Genomic DNA, 17681 nt, shown 5'->3' on the forward strand with positions numbered 1-17681 from the left:
AGCAGTGACTTATGATAGAATAACGCCACAGCAAAAGGATAAGCCACTTTAATGCGACTTTCAGCACTTCGCCAGGAACTAGCCCATCCCAGAACCTCCGTTCAGGTGTGTATGCTGGGCATTGTGGGAGGCCTCATTGCTGCCGGCCTGATAATCCTGTTCCGGTTATGTGTGGAATGGGTGCAAGGTAGTGCGCTTACGTTGTTAAAGCAAGTGGTTTCCGATGAATGGATGGTGTGGTTCCTGATGCCGCTGTGCGCAGTCGCCTGCATCCTGATCATTGCCTGGATCACGGGGTTCAAACATTACCGCCTCGGCATTCCTTTCGTTATCCACCGTGTTAAACATCACTACGGACTGATCCCGTTCCGAACCACAATTAATCAATTCTTTGGCGGTATGCTGGCGCTGGCCGGCGGTTTTGTTGTTGGCCGTGAAGGGCCGTCTGTACACCTTGGTGCATTTGGCAGCAGCTTCCTTGGCCAGTGGTTGCGTCTTCCCTATAACAGTATTCGTATACTGGCGGGTTGCGGCATTGCAGCCGGTATATCGGCTTCATTCAACACTCCTTTTGCCGCGGTCATCTTTGTAATGGAAGTGGTGCTCAGAGAATATAAAATTCACATCTTCGTACCGGTGATGCTGGCGGCAGCCATAGGTTCGGTGCTCACCCGTATGGTGTTCGGGGAAGTGAACGAGTTATCCTTTCTTGCTATCGCCGCCTTTGATGAATGGATGTATTTCTATTTCATTTTCCTTGGCATTGCTCTTGGTGCGCTGGCAACCTTATTTAATTCTCAACTGATGCGGGTAATGCAATTTTTCCGGCCGATTAATATGATCTGGCGACTCATTCTTGCTGCGCTTATCACCGGTACCATCGGCATCTTTCTGCCGGAAAGTTTAGGCGCCAGCTTTGATGACGTGGACCATCTTTTCCACACCCATCCTGGCACCTTACTACTCCTGTCGATTCTTTCGGCCAAACTGATCCTGGCGATTTTTGCCATCGGACTGGGCGTCCCGGGGGGTATTATCGGACCGGTCATGGTGATTGGTATGCTGGCGGGCTCTGTACTGTTAATGCCCCTGCAATCGCTGGTAGACGTTGATGATTACACCAGCAGCTTTGCCCTGCTCGGCGTTGCCGGCATGCTTACAGCAGTACTGCATGCTCCCCTTGCAGCACTGTCGGCAGTGATGGAGTTGTCGTACAGTCCGGAAATTATTCTGCCGGCCATGCTGGTGATTGTACCGGCATACGTTACGGCCACCCAGTTTTTAGGCAACCGGTCAATCTTCATCCGCCAGCTCGATTATCAGAATCTGCCGTATGCCGTGACCTCTATCCGCGAAGCACTGGAAAAAACCGGTGTGCTGGCAGCCATGACCACCGAATACAAACTGTTCCTGGATGCGCCGGAACAGGCTATCGAAAATTATCTGTCTGAGAATCCCACTTACGTGGTGGTACAGAAATCCCGTACAGAGCTGGATGTGCATTACAAACTGGTTCAATACGATGTCAGTCTGGACCATAATGCACACCCATTAAGTTATTTCAGTATGGAAGGTGTCAGCAGTCAGGCCACGTTGCACGAAGTGTACGAAAAGCTGAAAAACGGCCGGAGCGGAGCAGTGTATGTATACGACCAGTCTGTGCAGGAAGTCAAAGGGGTAATTACCTGGAACATTCTGCAAACCTTCCTGCAAAGAGCACAGTATTAACGGAAACCGGTTATGATTTTGTGGTTAAAAGCGTTACACATCTTTTTTATGGTCGCCTGGCTGGCGGGAATTTTTTATCTTCCGCGGCTGTTTGTTTATCATGCAGAAGCAAAAGAACAAAATATTCGCGATCAATTTAAAATAATGGAAAGAAGGCTATGGTTTTTTGTCACGCCTTTTGCCATATTAACACTTATATTCGGTGTGTCCCTGATTTACGTTTACGGCATGGCCTGGTTCCGGGCTTCAGCGTGGCTACATGTTAAACTAACGCTTTTACTTGCCATTTATGCATATCACTTCTATTTATTTAAACTGGTTAATCAATTTGCCCGCGACGAAAATACCCGGTCGCCGAAGTTTTACCGTTTTTTAAATGAAGCACCCGTACTACTTTTACTGGCAATTGTGATCTTAGCTGTCGTTAAACCGTTCTAAAACCATTAGCAGGCCAGTTTAACCCGCTTTATCCTAAGCGATATCGTTGTCATAAAATTAAAGGAAGCAATTTTGTGGCGAATTTTCTCCGGAAACGTGACAAGGCAAACCAAGACATGGATGTGAGTAACGAACATTTGAAGTCCTTACTGGAAAAGACCGATGAGGCTTTTCAGGCGCTTCTGAAAGAACCGGATTCAGACGAACTCAACGACGCCTATGAAGCGGCGCGGGTGGAACTGAACAGTTACATCAGCTCAATGCGTCACAATCTCGCCCAGCGACTTAAGTAAAGCTTTTCAAGCCGGCGGAAGCCCTACTCTTTCATCTGCACAAAAGTTTCAAACTGATCAGGCAAAACGCCGGCCAGTTCACCGGCCAGGAAAACATACTCTTTCAGCATCGCCGGTAACTGTGCAGCCAGTTGCGGAAGATGCTGCTGCAAAGCCGCTGCCTGTTCATCTGTACGCCTTTCCATTGCGAGACCGGGATTCGCCAGAGTTGAAAATAACTTGAGACAGCGGGACAGCCGCTTTGCAGGATCTTCGCTTCCCTTCACGCCTTTATCTTTCTCAGGGTTTGCCACAGCCAGTTGCCATGCTTTTTGCCATACCGGTTCAAGCCTGCCATGGGCGCTGAGCAAACCGTTAAGCCATGCCGTTAACTCCTTGCGCTCTTCGGCATTGTCATGCCACTGACAAACTCCGGGCAGCAACGACGTATTATTTCTCATCGCTTGTAAGTTCTGCCTTAAACCGTCCATCAGGCCCTCTGCCATGTGTTCAAACGAGACATCAGAAGCCGCCACTGGCGCATTCGCCACCAGCCAGGGCATCCATTGTTCGGGCATAGGAATTTCAGGACTGGTTGCCACAGCGAAAATGAATCCGCGACAATGGCATTGCGACGGGAGCAAAGCCGCCAGAGCCGGTTCTGCAAATAATGATAAAAACGGCGTGCTGTTATTTTCCATTTATTCTGAACACTTTGATTAACCACGAAGAATCGTTATGCTGCATACACTATAACAATAACACTTAAATGGAGTACGCAGTATGGCAAGTGACAAATCAGGCTATATTGTTGCGGCGGCTTTTATTGGTCCGGGAACAGTAACAACGGCCAGCATGGCCGGCGCAGGTTTTGGTTTTCACCTTGTTTGGGCACTCCTGTTTTCTGTAATAGCCACTATGGTATTGCAGGATATGGCTGCGCGGCTGGGCACAGGAACCGGAAAGGGATTGTCGGATGCCTTAATGACACTGACAGAAAATAAAGCCTTACGCATTACCATTGCGGCTTTGATTGTGTCCGCCATCGGTATTGGCAATGCGGCCTATGAATCCGGCAACCTTACCGGAGCAGCCATAGGCCTGGATGCCATTACTCCGTTAGGTACGTCTCAATGGGCTGTCATCCTGGGCGCACTTGCAGCGCTGTTGTTGTACACCGGAAAGTATAAATTAATTGAGTCAGTGCTGGTGTCACTGGTTGCCATCATGGCGCTGGTGTTTGTCATCACCCTGTTTTTTGCCGGGCCGGACTGGTCTGCCATGCTCAGTCAACTTCTTCATCCGCAACTTGATGCCGGCACGATTACCATGGTACTGGCTCTTGTGGGTACCACTATCGTCCCTTACAACCTGTTCTTACATGCCAGCCTTGTGGCACAGCAGTACGGGAAAACAAACGACGATGCCGTTCTGAAGGCCTGCAGGAAGCAATCTGTGACTGCTATCGGGTTCGGGGGCATTATTACGATGATTATCGTTGCCACCGCGATGACCGCGTTTTACGGACAAAGTGAATCTCTTGATGCAGGTAATATGAGTCGTCAGCTTGCGCCGGTACTCGGGGATTACGCACAGTGGTTTTTTGCCGCCGGTTTGTTCGCTGCCGGTCTCACCAGCGCCATAACCGCCCCTCTGGCAGCATCCTACGCGGTGTGCGGTGCTTTGGGTAAACCAACGGATATGACAGGCCGGTTATTTAAAGGAGTGTGGCTGGTAGTAATTCTGAGTGGTGTGATTATCGCCAGCATCGGCATTAAACCATTACTCGCCATTTTGTTCGCTCAGGCCACTAACGGGCTGCTTCTGCCCTTTATTGCGGTATTTTTATTAGCCGTCATGAACCGGAAATCACTGCCTGCCACATACAGAAACAGCATGTTCAGCAACCTCACCGGTGCTGCAATCGTGCTGTTTGTCGTATGTCTCGGGCTGTATAAAGTCGCCTCACTGTTTTTGTGAGGCGCAATATCAGCCGGCCGGCTGACTGATCAGGCTTTACCTGCCAGTCTGCCAAGCACATTGTTCAGCATGTTACGGCTGCAACCAAAGTTAATGCGGAAATGATCCGGCGCAAGGAAGTCAGCGCCGGGTGATGGTCCCACGCCCCGGCTTTCTGCCCATTTCTGCACATTCGCCACATCCAGCCCGCTGGCGTCTATCCATGCCAGAAATGTTGCCTGCGACTGATGCACTTTCAGACCGTCAATCGCATTCACCTGTTCAATCAGTGTTGCCTGGTTACCTCTCAGGTAGGTCAGCAATTCAGAATGCCACTGATCACATTGGGTAAAGGCCGCTTCAGTGGCCACCAGCCCCAACAGGTTTACCCACGGCATGTGACCGGCTGCGGACTGCACGAACTGCTGACGCAGCTGACGGTCAGGGATAATCGCAAATGAAGCACCCAGACCGGCCACGTTGAAGGTTTTACTGGCAGCCATCAGGGTAACGCTGACATCTTTCAGCGCTTCCACTCTGCCTGCCGGAATGTGTTTTACTGTTTCATCGAGGATCAAATCGCAGTGAATTTCATCACTGCACAATTTCACGTCATTTTGCAGGCAAATCTCAGCGACACGATCAATCTCCTGCTGGCTCAGCACACTTCCCACAGGATTCATCGGGTTGCACAGAATAAGTAACTTACACTTTGGATCCGCGGCCTGGGCTTCCAGCTCAGAAAAATCCAGTGTAGGCCGGCCGTCTACGTCAACGGTACCGATATCGACACGCTCCATGCTGTTAATTTTTGGCGCAGCCAGCAACGGCGGATAATTGGGCGTTTGCACCATCACTTTATCACCGGGCTTACAATACGCTTTAATGGCAATGTTAAATGCCGGCACGACGCCCGGCGTCCATACCAGCCAGTCAGGATCAATAACCCAGTCGTGTTTGTCTTCAAGCCAGCGCTGAACAGCCTCAATAGCCGGCTTGTACTGTGCCGGCAATACATAACCCATGATGCCGTGATCAACACTGGAAGAGAGTGCATCCAGAATGGCGGGGGCGCAACGGAATTCCATATCGGCAACCCATGCCGGAATGATGTCCTGACCGGCGTATTTCTGCCATTTAAAAGAATAGGTATCCTGACGGGAAGGCGTATCGTCGAAATTGAAAGGCACGTGAGATTTTCCTGTGTTGCAGTGCTAAAAGAGAGTGCGAGAAGGCCCCTGCGGGCCATATCTTTGTGCCTGTAACACTACAACGATTAACGGTCAGCTTCAATCCACCAGTTGCTTAACTTTCTGCACCAGGTTTTCTGTTGTGAACGGTTTGGCGAGAAACTGGGTGGCTCCGCCTTTTTTCGCTGCGATTACCGTGTCACGTGTGGCATCAGCCGTCAGTAAGATGAAGGGGGTTTTCAATCCTGCTTCACGGCACGCTTTCAGCAACGTCAAACCGTCGTATTGGGGCATGTTCTGATCACTGATGATCAAAGACAAATTATCCTGCGGCTGGTTGACTAAAAAGTCGTGCGCCATCTCACTCCGGCTGAAAGCAAACACATTAGCACCCAGCTCTTCTTCCAGTGCATAGGTCACAATGTCTAACGTTATCGTATCATCATCTATCACCGCGATGGTGTATTCAGCCACACTTTACTCCTTAACAGCATTGCTACAGCAGCTCTGAACTATTTCTCTTTCCGGACTTTCCGGCGCTCAATGTAGACACATACATTGCCGGATCCGGCGCAACATGAAGAATAAGTCTTATTCACCGGGATTGAAACAATACTTCAGGCGAAAAAAAAGCGTCCATCAGGACGCTTTTTCAAAAATACTCAGTACTTATTTCGCACGGCCGGCACGTTTACGGTCGTTTTCAGTCAGCAGCTTCTTACGAATACGGATGCTTACCGGCGTAACTTCTACCAGTTCATCGTCATCGATAAATTCCAGCGCCTGTTCAAGAGACATCTTCACAGGTGGAACAAGAGTTTGCGCTTCATCAGTACCTGATGCACGCACGTTTGTCAGCTGCTTACCTTTCAGGGCGTTTACTGTCAGGTCGTTGTCACGGCTGTGAATACCGATGATCATACCTTCGTAAACTTCAACACCGTGTCCGATGAACAGACGACCGCGTTCCTGCAGGTTAAACAGAGCGTTAGTCAGTGCTTTACCCATTGCGTTTGCAATCAGTACACCGTTCTTACGCTTACCGATAGTACCGCCTTTGTGCGGACCGTAGTGGTCGAACGTGTGGTACAACAGACCAGAGCCTGAAGTCATAGTCATAAACTCAGTCTGGAAACCAATCAGACCACGGCTTGGAATGATGAAGTCCATACGGATACGGCCTTTACCATCCGGGTTCATGTCACGCATTTCTGCTTTACGCAGACCAAGCTGTTCCATGATTGAACCCTGGTGCTCGTCTTCACAGTCGATAGTCAGTGTTTCAAACGGTTCCTGCAGCTCGCCGTCAACTTCTTTCAGGATTACTTCCGGGCGTGATACCGCCAGCTCGTAACCTTCGCGACGCATGTTTTCAATCAGGATACCTAAGTGCAGTTCACCACGGCCTGATACGCGAAATTTATCCGGGTCAGTCGTTTCTTCAACGCGCAGTGCCACGTTGTGTACCAGCTCGTCCTGCAGACGCTCAAGGATGTTACGTGAAGTCACGTACTTACCTTCTTTACCCGCAAACGGAGATGTGTTCACCTGGAACGTCATGGTTACTGTTGGCTCATCAACACTCAGAGGCGGTAACGCTTCCACTGTATTTACGTCACACACAGTGTCAGAGATTTTCAGTTCGCCCAGACCGGTAATCGCGATGATGTCACCTGCATGAGCAGATTCAACTTCATGACGCTCAAGACCTAAGTAACCCAGTACCTGACCCACTTTACCGTTACGCTTCTTACCATCAGCACCAACAACAGTAACCTGCTGGTTCATCTTCACGCTACCGCGCTTAACACGACCAACTCCGATTACGCCAACATATGAGTTGTAGTCCAGCTGAGAGATCTGCATCTGGAATGCACCGGCAGGGTCTGCATTTGGCGCTTCAACCTGATCCACGATTAACTGGAACAGTGGCGTCATGTCTTCGCCTTTGGTGTCTGCATCCATTGATGCCCAGCCGTTAAGGGCTGATGCATAGATAACCTGGAAGTCCAGCTGCTCGTCAGTCGCACCTAAGTTATCGAACAGGTCAAAAACCTGATCCATTACCCAGTCAGGACGTGCGCCCGGCTTGTCAATTTTATTGATTACTACGATTGGCTTCAGACCCTGAGCAAACGCTTTTTGCGTTACGAAACGGGTTTGCGGCATAGGACCTTCCTGCGCATCAACCAGCAGCAGTACTGAGTCAGCCATCGACATTACACGTTCAACCTCACCACCGAAGTCGGCGTGTCCCGGGGTGTCTACGATGTTGATGCGGTAGTCATTCCAGTTAATGGCGGTGTTTTTCGCCAGAATGGTAATACCACGCTCTTTCTCGATGTCGTTAGAGTCCATTACCCGTTCCTGGGCTTCGCCACGGCTTTCCAGCGTACCGGATTGCTGTAACAGTTTGTCAACCAGAGTCGTTTTACCATGGTCAACGTGCGCGATAATCGCGATATTGCGTAACTTATTAATATCAGTGGTGTTCATTGGGTCAAAGCCTTGGAAATCAGCGTTGCAGATGTAAGAAAAACATCAGGCAGATTTGATTACAAAAACGGAATAGTGAAATGTGCGCGGATTGTACAGAAATTCCTTTCGCTTTGCGCATATTTTTTTATTTTTCTTTGTGACACTTTTCTGAATTGTGAGCGGATCTAATTTATTCCAATGTTTTATCAATGATCCTACTAGTATCCGGGTTTGCTTTGTTCTAGTCTAAGCATCAGTTCTTATCTTCATATACTGCAATTTCTGCATTGTCACAGCCTTTATTCTTCTGCTCCGGTTCGAATCATGCCGGTACGGATAAATCACGGCTTTATAATGTTCAGCAGTCCGATAGAACCCGATGAATCAAAAACACCCTTACGCACCAAAACAGAGCTTCACTGCACCGTTATAGTGCATTTGCGTTTGTGGATTTTTGTGCTACTGCCTGCTAAGCCGCGTTTTACCGTCTTCATGTAAGTGGCATGAAAATAGCTTTAATGATTCTCAATTATTTTGGAGTGAAATTGTTCATTCCACGTTTATTCTAATAAATCCGGAGGACACGATGTCAATAGAAAAGGCATTAGAGCTGATCAAAGAAAGCGAAGCTAAATTTGTAGACTTACGCTTTACCGACACAAAAGGCAAAGAGCAACACGTATCGATCCCTGCGGGTCTGGTCGATGATGAGTTCTTTACAGAAGGTAAAATGTTCGATGGTTCTTCAATTTCTGGTTGGAAACACATCAACGAATCAGACATGATCCTGATGCCAGACTCAACAACTTGCGTTGTTGACCCGTTCGCAGAAGAAACTCAGGTAAACATCCGTTGTGACATCGTCGAGCCGACTACTCTTGAAGGCTACGACCGTGACCCTCGTTCTGTTGCACGTCGTGCAGAAGAGTTCCTGAAGTCTACTGGTATCGGTGACACTGCTTTCTTCGGTCCAGAGCCAGAATTCTTCCTGTTTGACGATGTGAAATTCCACACTGACATGGCGGGTTCTTTCTTCAAGATCGATTCTTCTGAAGCAAAATGGAACTCCGGTGCAGAATTCGAAGGCGGTAACCTTGCTCACCGTCCAGGCGTAAAAGGCGGTTACTTCCCGGTTCCACCAGTAGACTCAGCACACGACATCCGTGGCGCAATGTGTCTGGTTATGGAAGAAATGGGTCTGGTAGTTGAAGCTCACCACCACGAAGTAGCAACTGCTGGTCAGAACGAAATCGCTTGTGCTTTCAACACGCTGGTTAAGAAAGCTGACGAAGTGCAAATCTATAAGTATGTTGTTCACAACGTTGCAAATGCATACGGTCAGTCTGCGACATTCATGCCTAAGCCTTTGGTTGGCGACAACGGTTCTGGTATGCACGTTCACCAGTCTATCGCTAAAGATGGCAAAAACATCTTCGCAGGCGACAAGTACGCTGGTATGTCTGAAGAAGCGCTGTACTACATCGGTGGTATCATCAAGCATGCCCGTGCAATCAACGCATTCACTAACGCTTCTACTAACTCGTACAAGCGTCTGGTACCAGGCTTTGAAGCACCGGTTATGCTGGCTTACTCTGCACGTAACCGTTCTGCGTCAATCCGTATTCCTTACGTAACAAGCGATAAAGCGCGTCGTATCGAAGTACGTTTCCCTGACCCGACTGGTAACCCTTACCTGGGCTTCACTGCTATGTTAATGGCAGGTATCGACGGTATCATCAACAAGATTCACCCTGGTGACTCTATGGATAAAGACCTGTACGACTTACCACCAGAAGAAGCAGCAGAAATCCCAACTGTTTGTAGTTCACTGGAAATGGCTCTGGAAGCACTGGATAACGACCGCGACTTCCTGAAAGCCGGTGGCGTTATGACTGACGACATGATCGATGCATACATCGGTCTGAAGTCTGAAGAAGTGACTAAACTGAACATGTCTACTCACCCTGTTGAGTTCGACATGTACTACAGCGTATAAGACACTCGCTGATTTGATTTGAAAAAGCCCGCATCTGCGGGCTTTTTTTCGTCCCGGCTTTTGCTAGACTGAGAATTCTTTCGTTGTGAAAATGGTGTCCGATGATACTTCGCATTTTGCTTGTCACCGCTATGTTCGTGCCCTCAGTACAGTCTCAAACAATTTATAAAGTCGTGAAAGAAGACGGTACCGTTCTGTATACAGACGTGCCACAGGACGGCGCAGAGACCCTTGAGTTCGAAGCCAATACCAGTAACGTTGCAGACAGCCCCGACATCAAAGCGACGCAACAAACACAATCCCGCGATAAACAGCCCGACTATGAAGTATCCATTACCTCTCCGGAACCGGAAGCCACAATTCGTAATAACAACGGTCAGTTTTCTATAACTGCCGCTACCACCCCGGCCTTCCGTGGCCGCTACCGTCTTACTTTCGACGGCCAGCCAACCCGCATCAACAGTAGCGGTAAGTTCAACCTCACCGGCATTGACCGTGGCGCCCATACTTATCATGTAGACATAATTGATAATAAGGGCAAGACTCTTGCATCATCTCCTCAGCAAACACTTTATTTGCATCAGGCATCAGTGTTTATCAATAACAATTAGCGTTCTATGGTGGCGCAGCCAGCGCACCATGCGGGTTCATCAGAAAATTTTATTTTGGTGCAATTAACACCGTTTGAACGCATTAAACTATAATGCACCATAAAAGTGCAAACGAGGAATACTCGGCATGCAAGCCACCGAGTTTGAAACAAACCATTTATTGAACAACCTGAACACAGCGTTGGTAATGGTCAACGAACGGTTGCAAATCGTTTATGCCAATCACGCAGGGGAAGCGTTGTTCGAGACTGGGGTGAAGCAGCTCTCCGGACACAAGCTATCGGATTTTTTTGCGCCGAACGCCATCAATGATGCCCGTTTGCGGGCGGCAATTCGTCGTGGCGAAGACTTTACCGAAAACGATTTACGTCTGTGCTTCAAAGACGGGCGTTGTGTATTGTCTGATCTCACTGTCACTAACCTGAATACTGATGACGGCCCTAAACTGATGTTTGAGGTGCGCCGTATCGATCAGCAACGCCGCATCTCCAGAGAAAATCAGCAAAATGCCCAGCACGATGCCGCCAGAGAACTGATCCGCGGCCTCGCCCATGAAATTAAGAATCCCTTAGGGGGAATTCGCGGTGCCGCCCAGTTGCTGGAAAAAGAGCTGACAAATCCCGACCATAATGAATTCACGCAGATGATCATCGAGCAATCAGACCGGCTGCGAAACCTGGTTGACCGTTTGCTCGGGCCCAACGCGCTGCCAAGGCTTGAGTGGAGTAATCTCCATCAGGCGCTTGAGAAAGTGCGCAGCCTGATGAGGGTCGACTCAGATAACCCAATCACTATCATCCGCGATTATGACCCGAGTATTCCGGATCTGAAAGTAGACCAGGACATGATTCAGCAATCGGTGCTGAACATCTTAAGAAACAGTGTTCAAGCGCTCACAGAAGCGAAAACACCGTCACCGCAAATACGGCTTGTTACCCGTATAGACAGACAAATGACCATTTTGGGTAAGCGGCACTCTCTGGTGGCCAAAATCCAGATCATTGATAACGGACCGGGTATTCCCGCCGCAATCAGAGATACCCTTTTTTATCCCATGGTCAGCAGCAAGCAAAACGGAAGCGGGCTGGGCCTGTCTATTGCACAAACATTAATAAATCACCACGGCGGAAAAATTGAGGTAGACAGCCATCCGGGCCACACCGAATTTACGCTATATCTCCCTGTCCCCAGAAAGGAGTCGGATAATGAATAATGAATCCGTATGGATTGTAGATGACGACAGCTCAATCCGCTGGGTTCTGCAAAAGGCATTACAGGCAGCCAATATCGGGTGTTTGAGTTTTGAGAATCCTGAAGATCTTTTACTGCAATTACAAAGTGGCCAGCGCCCTGAGGTTATCGTGTCAGATATCCGTATGCCTCAGATGGACGGCATGACACTGCTGGGGGAAGTACATAATACTGACCCGCTCATTCCGGTCATCATCATGACCGCGCATTCTGATTTAGACAGTGCTGTAAATGCCTACCAGAGTGGTGCGTTTGAATATCTGCCCAAACCTTTTGATATCGACGAAGCCGTTACGCTGGTGCAGCGGGCGCTGGCCCATGCACGGGAACAGAGCCGGCAAAATCAGGTACCTCAGGATGAAGCGGTTACTGAAATTATCGGTGAAGCGCCGGCCATGCAGGAAGTTTTCCGTGCCATCGGCCGGTTGTCCCGCTCCTCCATCAGCGTGCTGATTAATGGCCAGTCCGGTACAGGTAAAGAGCTTGTTGCTCATGCCCTGCACCGTCACAGCCCCCGGGCGGCCAATCCGTTTATTGCACTGAATATGGCAGCCATTCCGGCAGACCTGGTGGAATCGGAACTCTTCGGTCACGAAAAAGGCGCCTTTACCGGCGCACAAACTGCCCGTCAGGGCCGTTTTGAACAGGCAAACGGCGGTACCCTTTTCCTTGATGAAATTGGTGATATGCCGCTGGACGTTCAGACCCGTTTGTTACGGGTACTGGCTGACGGACAATTTTATCGCGTCGGCGGACATCAATCGGTGACTGTTGATGTACGGATCATCGCTGCAACCCACCAGAATCTGGAAAAACGGGTGGCGGAAGGTAAGTTCCGTGAGGATTTATTTCACCGCCTGAACGTTATCCGTATCCACATTCCGTCGCTGGCAGAGCGCCGTGAAGATATTCCTCTGCTGGCAAGACACTTCCTGCGCCGTGCTGCGAAGGAACTGGATGTAGAAACCAAGTCACTGAGTAAAGATGCAGAGAAGCTGATGACCCGCCTGCCCTGGCCGGGTAACGTACGTCAGCTGGAAAACGTGTGCCGCTGGCTAACCGTTATGGCAAGCGGACAGGAAGTTTTACCCGGCGATCTGCCGCCGGAAATCCACTCAGAGGGCACTATCGAGAAAAGTGGCGGTACCGCTACCGGCGACTGGCCCGAGTTACTGGCGAGATGGACCGACACTCAGCTTCGTGAAGGACATTACAATATCCTGAATGACGCCATGCTCACGTTTGAGAAAATCATGCTGGAACGTGCACTCAGTTACACTCATGGCCACAAACAGGATGCCGCCAAGCGTCTTGGCTGGGGTCGGAACACGCTGACCCGAAAACTTAAAGAGCTGGATGTGAACGGCTGAACAACGCCTGACGCAAGTCTCCGCGGTCACCGCAAATAGAAAAGCCCGGTGCAGAAGTTCTGCACCGGGCTTTTTACATGAATAAATTCACTGTTCAGGCGACTACGCCGTGAAGGAAATTACGGATTCTTCGTCAGCAGGCTCGTCATGGCCTGATTAAAATGCCGAACCCATTTCATGCTGAACTGCCCTTTGGCAGCCCGGTTCAGTTCAATGACCGCCTGCTTTTTAGACATCCGCGAGTCCTGATTATGTGCCCGTGAGTGGGTCATGGCATCGTAGGTATCGAGAATGGCCAGCAGTTTGGCACCGTCACAAATATCATCTTCTTTCAGGCCCAGCGGATAGCCACTGCCATCTACCCTTTCATGGTGCTGCATCACAATTTTTCGGGCGTGATCCCACTGGTCGAGATGCTCCAGTAAGCGGGAGCTTTTGTACACGTGAGATCGCATGAGATTAAACTCGGCGTCAGTGTACGGGTCTGTTTTGTTAAGCAGGTGCAACGGCATGAACGCCATACCAAAATCGTGCACGTAACAGGCAACAGACAACTGATCGTCATCGATGGGACTGCCTGCTTCATTATTGATGTATAACGCCAGCTTTGCAATCCGGTCGCCACGCCCGGCCCAGTAATTAGACCGGTGTTCGATGGTTTGCATCAGGTCACGGAAAAACAGCATGTCGGCCCGTTTTTCGGCACTCAGACCTTTCAGTATCCCAGTGTTTGCCACCGTCTGCGGGGGTTTTGCAGAAGGCTTTTCACCTTCCGCCTCAGCCGTTTCCTCTGTACCGGCAGATTCACCGGTATCAATGTCCAGATCCGGATTTAGCAGCAATACCGCATCAGCCAGCAGTTTGTCGTGATCAGCATGGTTGTCCGGCGTGATCCGCGTGATCGCCAGCACCAGTTGTTCATGAAGATTACCGTCATATTCAGCACAACCGGCATTCATCACATCCTGAACAAAGCTTTTCACCCTGTCCATGGTCAGCAACACCAGGTCACTCATGGTACTGGTGTAGTTAATCTGCCCTTTACGCAAAAAATCCAGCAAATCTTCAACGTGCTGAAGTAAGGGGATCATCGGACTGAAATTAACCAGCCCCAGGTCACCTTTGATGGTGTGGATAGAACGGAACAGGCTGCGTTGCAGTTCATTATCTTCCGGACGCAATTCCAGCTCTATGAGGGTTTGTTCGCTGGATTCATAAAGTTCGTTGATTTCCTCCATCAGGTCACTGAGGATATCTTCTTCAAGTTCTTCCGGTGTAAACGTCTGCATTTTATCTGGTTACCGCATTAAGCATGTATTTAAGTTATATCATCTGATCGGCAGTTTCGCTAATCGGCAATAGTGTTCTTTTGGCTAAATTTTCAGACTGATCGGATAACTGAACTGCTCTCAATCCCGTATACTTCGCGGCAAAACATAAAACAGGAACAGTAGTGTTAGCAATTCTTCGCGTAATCGCGCTCTTTTTCGCATTCATTCTGATAAACATCGTTGTTTTAGTGGTTTGCGTGCTTCGCCCTTTTCACAAGAATAATGTTCATTTCGCCGGCAACGCTTATGCGCAGATGTCCCGTATTATGGGGCTTAAAATCATTATCCGGAAAAGTGATGCGGTGAAAGAAGACACCCCGTACGTGTTAATCGCCAATCACCAGAGCAGTTACGACATTATCACCATTTGTAAGGCGGCTTTGCCCGGCGTGGTGACTATCGGTAAGAAGAGCCTGAAGTGGATCCCCGTATTCGGGCAGATTTACTGGTTATCGGGCAACATCATGATTGACCGGAAGAACAGCGGCAAAGCCCGTGATACGTTAAAAATCGCCGGTAAGAAAATCCGCGAAAAGGGGACATCCGTGTGGGTATTTCCGGAAGGCACACGCAGCTACGGCAGAGGTTTACTGCCCTTTAAATCCGGCGCATTCTGGCTAGCTCAGGCTGTTAAAGTACCGGTTGTCATGGTTACTGCCAGCGATTTACACGAAAAAGTAAAGTGGAACCGCTGGAACAACGGTGTGGTGCTTATCGATATTGATGCGCCGGTAGAGCTTACCCGCGAGCATTCCCCGAAAGGCTGGACGGAACATTTCCATAAAGCCATGGAAGAGAAATTCGCCCGTCTTAACGAAGAAGTGGCACAAATTGAATCTGCAAAGAGATAGCATCCTGCCGTTCAGTTAATTACACTAGGGCAAGTTGACGTTTTTGAGAGATAACATGAATCAGTTTGATGAACGGGAAGAATGGTACGCGTTTAACCAGGAAACCATAGAGGCACTGCTGGAAGACGGCAGTCAGGCGGATGCGGTGTACACCATTGAGCATCACCTTGCTTCCAATGATTTCGATAAACTGGAAAAAGCCGCCGTAGATGCGTTCAAAGCCGGTTTCGAAGTGTCTGATGCTGAGGAGCTGGTATTAGACGACGGCGGTACTATTTTCTGTTTTGACGCGATTGTTGAGCGTGAGCTGAAACAGGATGCGCTGGACAAAGACACAGATGCGCTGCTGAAGATTGCTGATAAGTGCGATGTGCATTACGACGGCTGGGGCACTTATTTTATGCCCCGCGACGAAGAAGCAGAAGAAGACGATGAGGATTACGACGACTGATGGTTGTCTGACTCATCAACGAAAGCCGGTGTTTACTGCAAGAAGTATCACCGGCTTTTTTGTTCAGCAACGATGTCGCGCTGATCAACTACCACCTTCTGTCAGTGAGATAGTATGGTGCAGCAACGCCCGGGTTCCCGGCAATCCGTGGCCCGGCAAGACGATTTTCGCCTCAGGGTATCTGGCTAATACCTTGTGTACTGACGGCCCCCACTCTTCCGGACTGGCATCACCGGTATAACCTAAACTATCCGTTTCTGCGCTGCGGATAAGACATCCGCCCACCAGAATCTTTGCTCCTGCCAGCCAGACCACACTGTTATCCGGCGCATGTCCCGGGCCCGGGTAGAACACCTCAACACCTTCTGCCAGAGCATAGGTTGTACCGGTAATTTCCTGTTTTGCCAGCGGCTTGCCCTGCTTCTCCAGAATAGCATTGGTCATTTTCGACGCATGTGTATCTATGCCTTTGCTGTTCAGCAAACCAATGCCCGCAGTACGGTCTTCATGGGAGTGACTGGAAAACGACGTTGTTACCGGCATGCCACGTGCTGCGGCCCAGTTCAGTAGCTCCGCGGTATCCTGCTCCGTCCACGGCGTATCGATAATAATGCTGCCCTGTTCAGACAGAATAATCACGCCGTTGGACTCCACCAGCCCGAATCCGTCTACCTCCTTGTATGACAGATGCAGCCACACATCATCCGACAAAGGTAACAATTGCATTGACTTTTGCTCCGGTATTTCTTCCCCGTGCAGAGCGAAAGCAGAAAATCCCCACACCAGCAACGCCGTCAGTTTAACGAACCGCACCATGAATAATTCCGTAATCAATAAGTCTGCTCATGTTTATATCCCGGCCGGTACATCCCGTCTACGGATAACCCGTTGCGATGCACAGATAAAGGGGCAAACTGTCAGCGGTTAAGACTGCTTTCAGCAACCGTTCAGTTTACGCAGGCGACACTAAGCCCCTAGTCAGCCAAAGACAAGAGGAATGATGATGCTGAAACAAACAATGAAACCGTTAATTGTTCTGATGGGCATTACCGCTCTGCAAGCGCCGGCACAGGCAGAAACAACGGAACGGACCACTGAAGCCAGAGAGTTTCAGTTCGGTGAAGCGTACACCCCGAAAGACGGCGACTTTATCAGAAACGATACACTGGCCAGCGTTACCAAAGCCACAAAAAGCAGCAAAAAGCGGGCAGCAGTGAATGCCGTTGTGAACACCGATTTCTGGATTTACGATGCATGGACTGAGCGTTTCAACGACGCTGATTATGACGGTTATGCCACGACGGTGTCTGTAAGCTTTGATGCTGATACTGTCTATGCCGAAGTACCCGTTTATGCCGTCCTTTACCTGGGCGATGCTGACAGTTTCTACCCGGTGCACGAGTCATCTGTGTTTTACATTTACGGGGAAAGTACCAGCGATGAATTTGTGATAGAAACTGACCTTATCACCGGCTACCGTCCATTCGACTATGACATCATGATTGAGCTTTACGACGCGCAGACAAACGAATTGCTGGCTGTTGCCGACCATACAAGCGATGCAGACTTGTCTTATGTGCCCCTTGAAAGCCAGGACTACGACCGCGTCATTGTTGAACAGGAAACCGTGGTGGAAGTAAGAGAACACGGCGGAGCCCTGTACTGGCCCTTCCTCGCCGGCCTTCTGGGCATGGGGATATGGAGAAAGTTATCACGCCGCACGCACCGGTAGCATTTTACTTGCGGGGCTGTTCA

17 protein-coding genes are annotated in these 17681 nt (G+C 49.6%); 11 read left to right on the top strand and 6 right to left on the bottom strand.

Features of this window, described 5'->3' with window-relative positions; translation table 11 throughout:
• Positions 1 to 51: 51 nt before the first annotated feature.
• From J3369_RS15955 to J3369_RS15965, 3 genes are all read left to right on the top strand, one after another.
• Entirely contained in the window at positions 52 to 1728 is a 1677-nt protein-coding gene (locus J3369_RS15955; RefSeq protein WP_303572775.1) for a chloride channel protein, read from the top strand.
• A 12-nt stretch (positions 1729 to 1740) separates the two neighbouring features.
• A complete protein-coding gene (hemJ, locus tag J3369_RS15960; RefSeq protein WP_119502300.1) occupies positions 1741 to 2166 on the top strand; it encodes a protoporphyrinogen oxidase HemJ in 426 nt (141 codons plus the stop codon).
• 74 nt (positions 2167 to 2240) lie between these two features.
• Positions 2241 to 2459 (top strand): hypothetical protein, encoded by a 219-nt coding sequence (locus tag J3369_RS15965; RefSeq protein ID WP_119502301.1) that lies wholly within the window; start codon positions 2241 to 2243, stop codon positions 2457 to 2459.
• Positions 2460 to 2482: 23 nt separating this feature from the next.
• Here J3369_RS15965 and J3369_RS15970 read toward each other — a convergent pair whose 3' ends face one another.
• The gene (locus tag J3369_RS15970; RefSeq protein ID WP_303572774.1) at positions 2483 to 3139 is read right to left on the bottom strand and encodes a UPF0149 family protein; all 657 of its coding nucleotides are present in this window, start codon (positions 3137 to 3139) and stop codon (positions 2483 to 2485) included.
• Between the two features lie 82 nt (positions 3140 to 3221).
• Here J3369_RS15970 and J3369_RS15975 point away from each other — a divergent pair, with 82 nt between their 5' ends.
• Positions 3222 to 4418 carry an Nramp family divalent metal transporter gene (locus tag J3369_RS15975; protein ID WP_349588683.1) on the top strand — a complete coding sequence of 399 codons (1197 nt, stop codon included), beginning with the start codon at positions 3222 to 3224 and terminating at the stop codon, positions 4416 to 4418.
• Positions 4419 to 4447: 29 nt separating this feature from the next.
• Here the strand turns inward: J3369_RS15975 and J3369_RS15980 are convergent, their stop codons facing one another.
• From J3369_RS15980 to typA, 3 genes are all read right to left on the bottom strand, one after another.
• Positions 4448 to 5587: a MalY/PatB family protein gene (locus J3369_RS15980; RefSeq protein ID WP_303572772.1), complete on the bottom strand. Its 1140-nt coding sequence runs from the start codon at positions 5585 to 5587 to the stop codon at positions 4448 to 4450.
• 99 nt (positions 5588 to 5686) lie between these two features.
• Positions 5687 to 6061 carry a response regulator gene (locus tag J3369_RS15985; RefSeq protein ID WP_119502305.1) on the bottom strand — a complete coding sequence of 125 codons (375 nt, stop codon included), beginning with the start codon at positions 6059 to 6061 and terminating at the stop codon, positions 5687 to 5689.
• Positions 6062 to 6256: 195 nt separating this feature from the next.
• Positions 6257 to 8083, bottom strand: coding sequence for a translational GTPase TypA (gene typA, locus J3369_RS15990; protein ID WP_303572770.1), 1827 nt, complete (start codon positions 8081 to 8083; stop codon positions 6257 to 6259).
• A gap of 568 nt (positions 8084 to 8651) precedes the next feature.
• On the opposite strand from typA, the gene glnA reads away from it, so the two are divergent.
• The 4 genes from glnA (at position 8652) to glnG (ending at position 13293) form a co-directional block, all read left to right on the top strand.
• Positions 8652 to 10061, top strand: coding sequence for a glutamate--ammonia ligase (gene glnA / locus J3369_RS15995; RefSeq protein ID WP_303572769.1), 1410 nt, complete (start codon positions 8652 to 8654; stop codon positions 10059 to 10061).
• 101 nt (positions 10062 to 10162) lie between these two features.
• Positions 10163 to 10672: a DUF4124 domain-containing protein gene (locus J3369_RS16000; protein ID WP_303572768.1), complete on the top strand. Its 510-nt coding sequence runs from the start codon at positions 10163 to 10165 to the stop codon at positions 10670 to 10672.
• Between the two features lie 127 nt (positions 10673 to 10799).
• A complete protein-coding gene (gene glnL, locus J3369_RS16005) occupies positions 10800 to 11885 on the top strand; it encodes a nitrogen regulation protein NR(II) (protein WP_119502309.1) in 1086 nt (361 codons plus the stop codon).
• On the top strand, positions 11878 to 13293 hold the full coding sequence (gene glnG, locus J3369_RS16010; protein WP_303572767.1) for a nitrogen regulation protein NR(I): 1416 nt from the start codon (positions 11878 to 11880) through the stop codon (positions 13291 to 13293). The genes glnL and glnG overlap by 8 nt, the downstream gene beginning before the upstream one ends.
• 119 nt (positions 13294 to 13412) lie before the next feature.
• Here the strand turns inward: glnG and J3369_RS16015 are convergent, their stop codons facing one another.
• Positions 13413 to 14582 (bottom strand): HD-GYP domain-containing protein, encoded by a 1170-nt coding sequence (locus J3369_RS16015; RefSeq protein WP_349588688.1) that lies wholly within the window; start codon positions 14580 to 14582, stop codon positions 13413 to 13415.
• A gap of 164 nt (positions 14583 to 14746) precedes the next feature.
• Between J3369_RS16015 and J3369_RS16020 the strand changes: the two genes are divergently transcribed.
• Together J3369_RS16020 and rraB are read left to right on the top strand one after the other, a co-directional pair.
• Positions 14747 to 15475 (top strand): 1-acylglycerol-3-phosphate O-acyltransferase, encoded by a 729-nt coding sequence (locus J3369_RS16020; protein WP_303572765.1) that lies wholly within the window; start codon positions 14747 to 14749, stop codon positions 15473 to 15475.
• A 55-nt stretch (positions 15476 to 15530) separates the two neighbouring features.
• The gene (gene rraB / locus J3369_RS16025; RefSeq protein WP_349588691.1) at positions 15531 to 15926 is read left to right on the top strand and encodes a ribonuclease E inhibitor RraB; all 396 of its coding nucleotides are present in this window, start codon (positions 15531 to 15533) and stop codon (positions 15924 to 15926) included.
• A gap of 84 nt (positions 15927 to 16010) precedes the next feature.
• On the opposite strand, the gene bla is transcribed toward rraB, so the two are convergent.
• Complete coding sequence (gene bla / locus J3369_RS16030) at positions 16011 to 16742, bottom strand: subclass B1 metallo-beta-lactamase (RefSeq protein WP_349588694.1); 732 nt, start codon at positions 16740 to 16742, stop codon at positions 16011 to 16013.
• A gap of 187 nt (positions 16743 to 16929) precedes the next feature.
• Here bla and J3369_RS16035 point away from each other — a divergent pair, with 187 nt between their 5' ends.
• Positions 16930 to 17658 carry a choice-of-anchor H family protein gene (locus J3369_RS16035; protein ID WP_349588696.1) on the top strand — a complete coding sequence of 243 codons (729 nt, stop codon included), beginning with the start codon at positions 16930 to 16932 and terminating at the stop codon, positions 17656 to 17658.
• Positions 17659 to 17681: the final 23 nt, after the last annotated feature.

The sequence above is a fragment of the Alteromonas sp. NFXS44 genome (assembly GCF_040148705.1).
In the GTDB taxonomy this organism is placed as follows: domain Bacteria; phylum Pseudomonadota; class Gammaproteobacteria; order Enterobacterales; family Alteromonadaceae; genus Alteromonas.

Coding starts and splice junctions, on each gene's coding strand:
- J3369_RS15955 (WP_303572775.1), top strand. CDS start 52: ATGCGACTTTCAGCACTTCGCCAGGAACTAGCCCATCCCAGAACCTCC.
- hemJ (WP_119502300.1), top strand. CDS start 1,741: ATGATTTTGTGGTTAAAAGCGTTACACATCTTTTTTATGGTCGCCTGG.
- J3369_RS15970 (WP_303572774.1), bottom strand. CDS start 3,139: ATGGAAAATAACAGCACGCCGTTTTTATCATTATTTGCAGAACCGGCT.
- J3369_RS15975 (WP_349588683.1), top strand. CDS start 3,222: ATGGCAAGTGACAAATCAGGCTATATTGTTGCGGCGGCTTTTATTGGT.
- typA (WP_303572770.1), bottom strand. CDS start 8,083: ATGAACACCACTGATATTAATAAGTTACGCAATATCGCGATTATCGCG.
- glnA (WP_303572769.1), top strand. CDS start 8,652: ATGTCAATAGAAAAGGCATTAGAGCTGATCAAAGAAAGCGAAGCTAAA.
- J3369_RS16000 (WP_303572768.1), top strand. CDS start 10,163: ATGATACTTCGCATTTTGCTTGTCACCGCTATGTTCGTGCCCTCAGTA.
- glnL (WP_119502309.1), top strand. CDS start 10,800: ATGCAAGCCACCGAGTTTGAAACAAACCATTTATTGAACAACCTGAAC.
- glnG (WP_303572767.1), top strand. CDS start 11,878: ATGAATAATGAATCCGTATGGATTGTAGATGACGACAGCTCAATCCGC.
- J3369_RS16015 (WP_349588688.1), bottom strand. CDS start 14,582: ATGCAGACGTTTACACCGGAAGAACTTGAAGAAGATATCCTCAGTGAC.
- rraB (WP_349588691.1), top strand. CDS start 15,531: ATGAATCAGTTTGATGAACGGGAAGAATGGTACGCGTTTAACCAGGAA.
- bla (WP_349588694.1), bottom strand. CDS start 16,742: ATGGTGCGGTTCGTTAAACTGACGGCGTTGCTGGTGTGGGGATTTTCT.
- J3369_RS16035 (WP_349588696.1), top strand. CDS start 16,930: ATGCTGAAACAAACAATGAAACCGTTAATTGTTCTGATGGGCATTACC.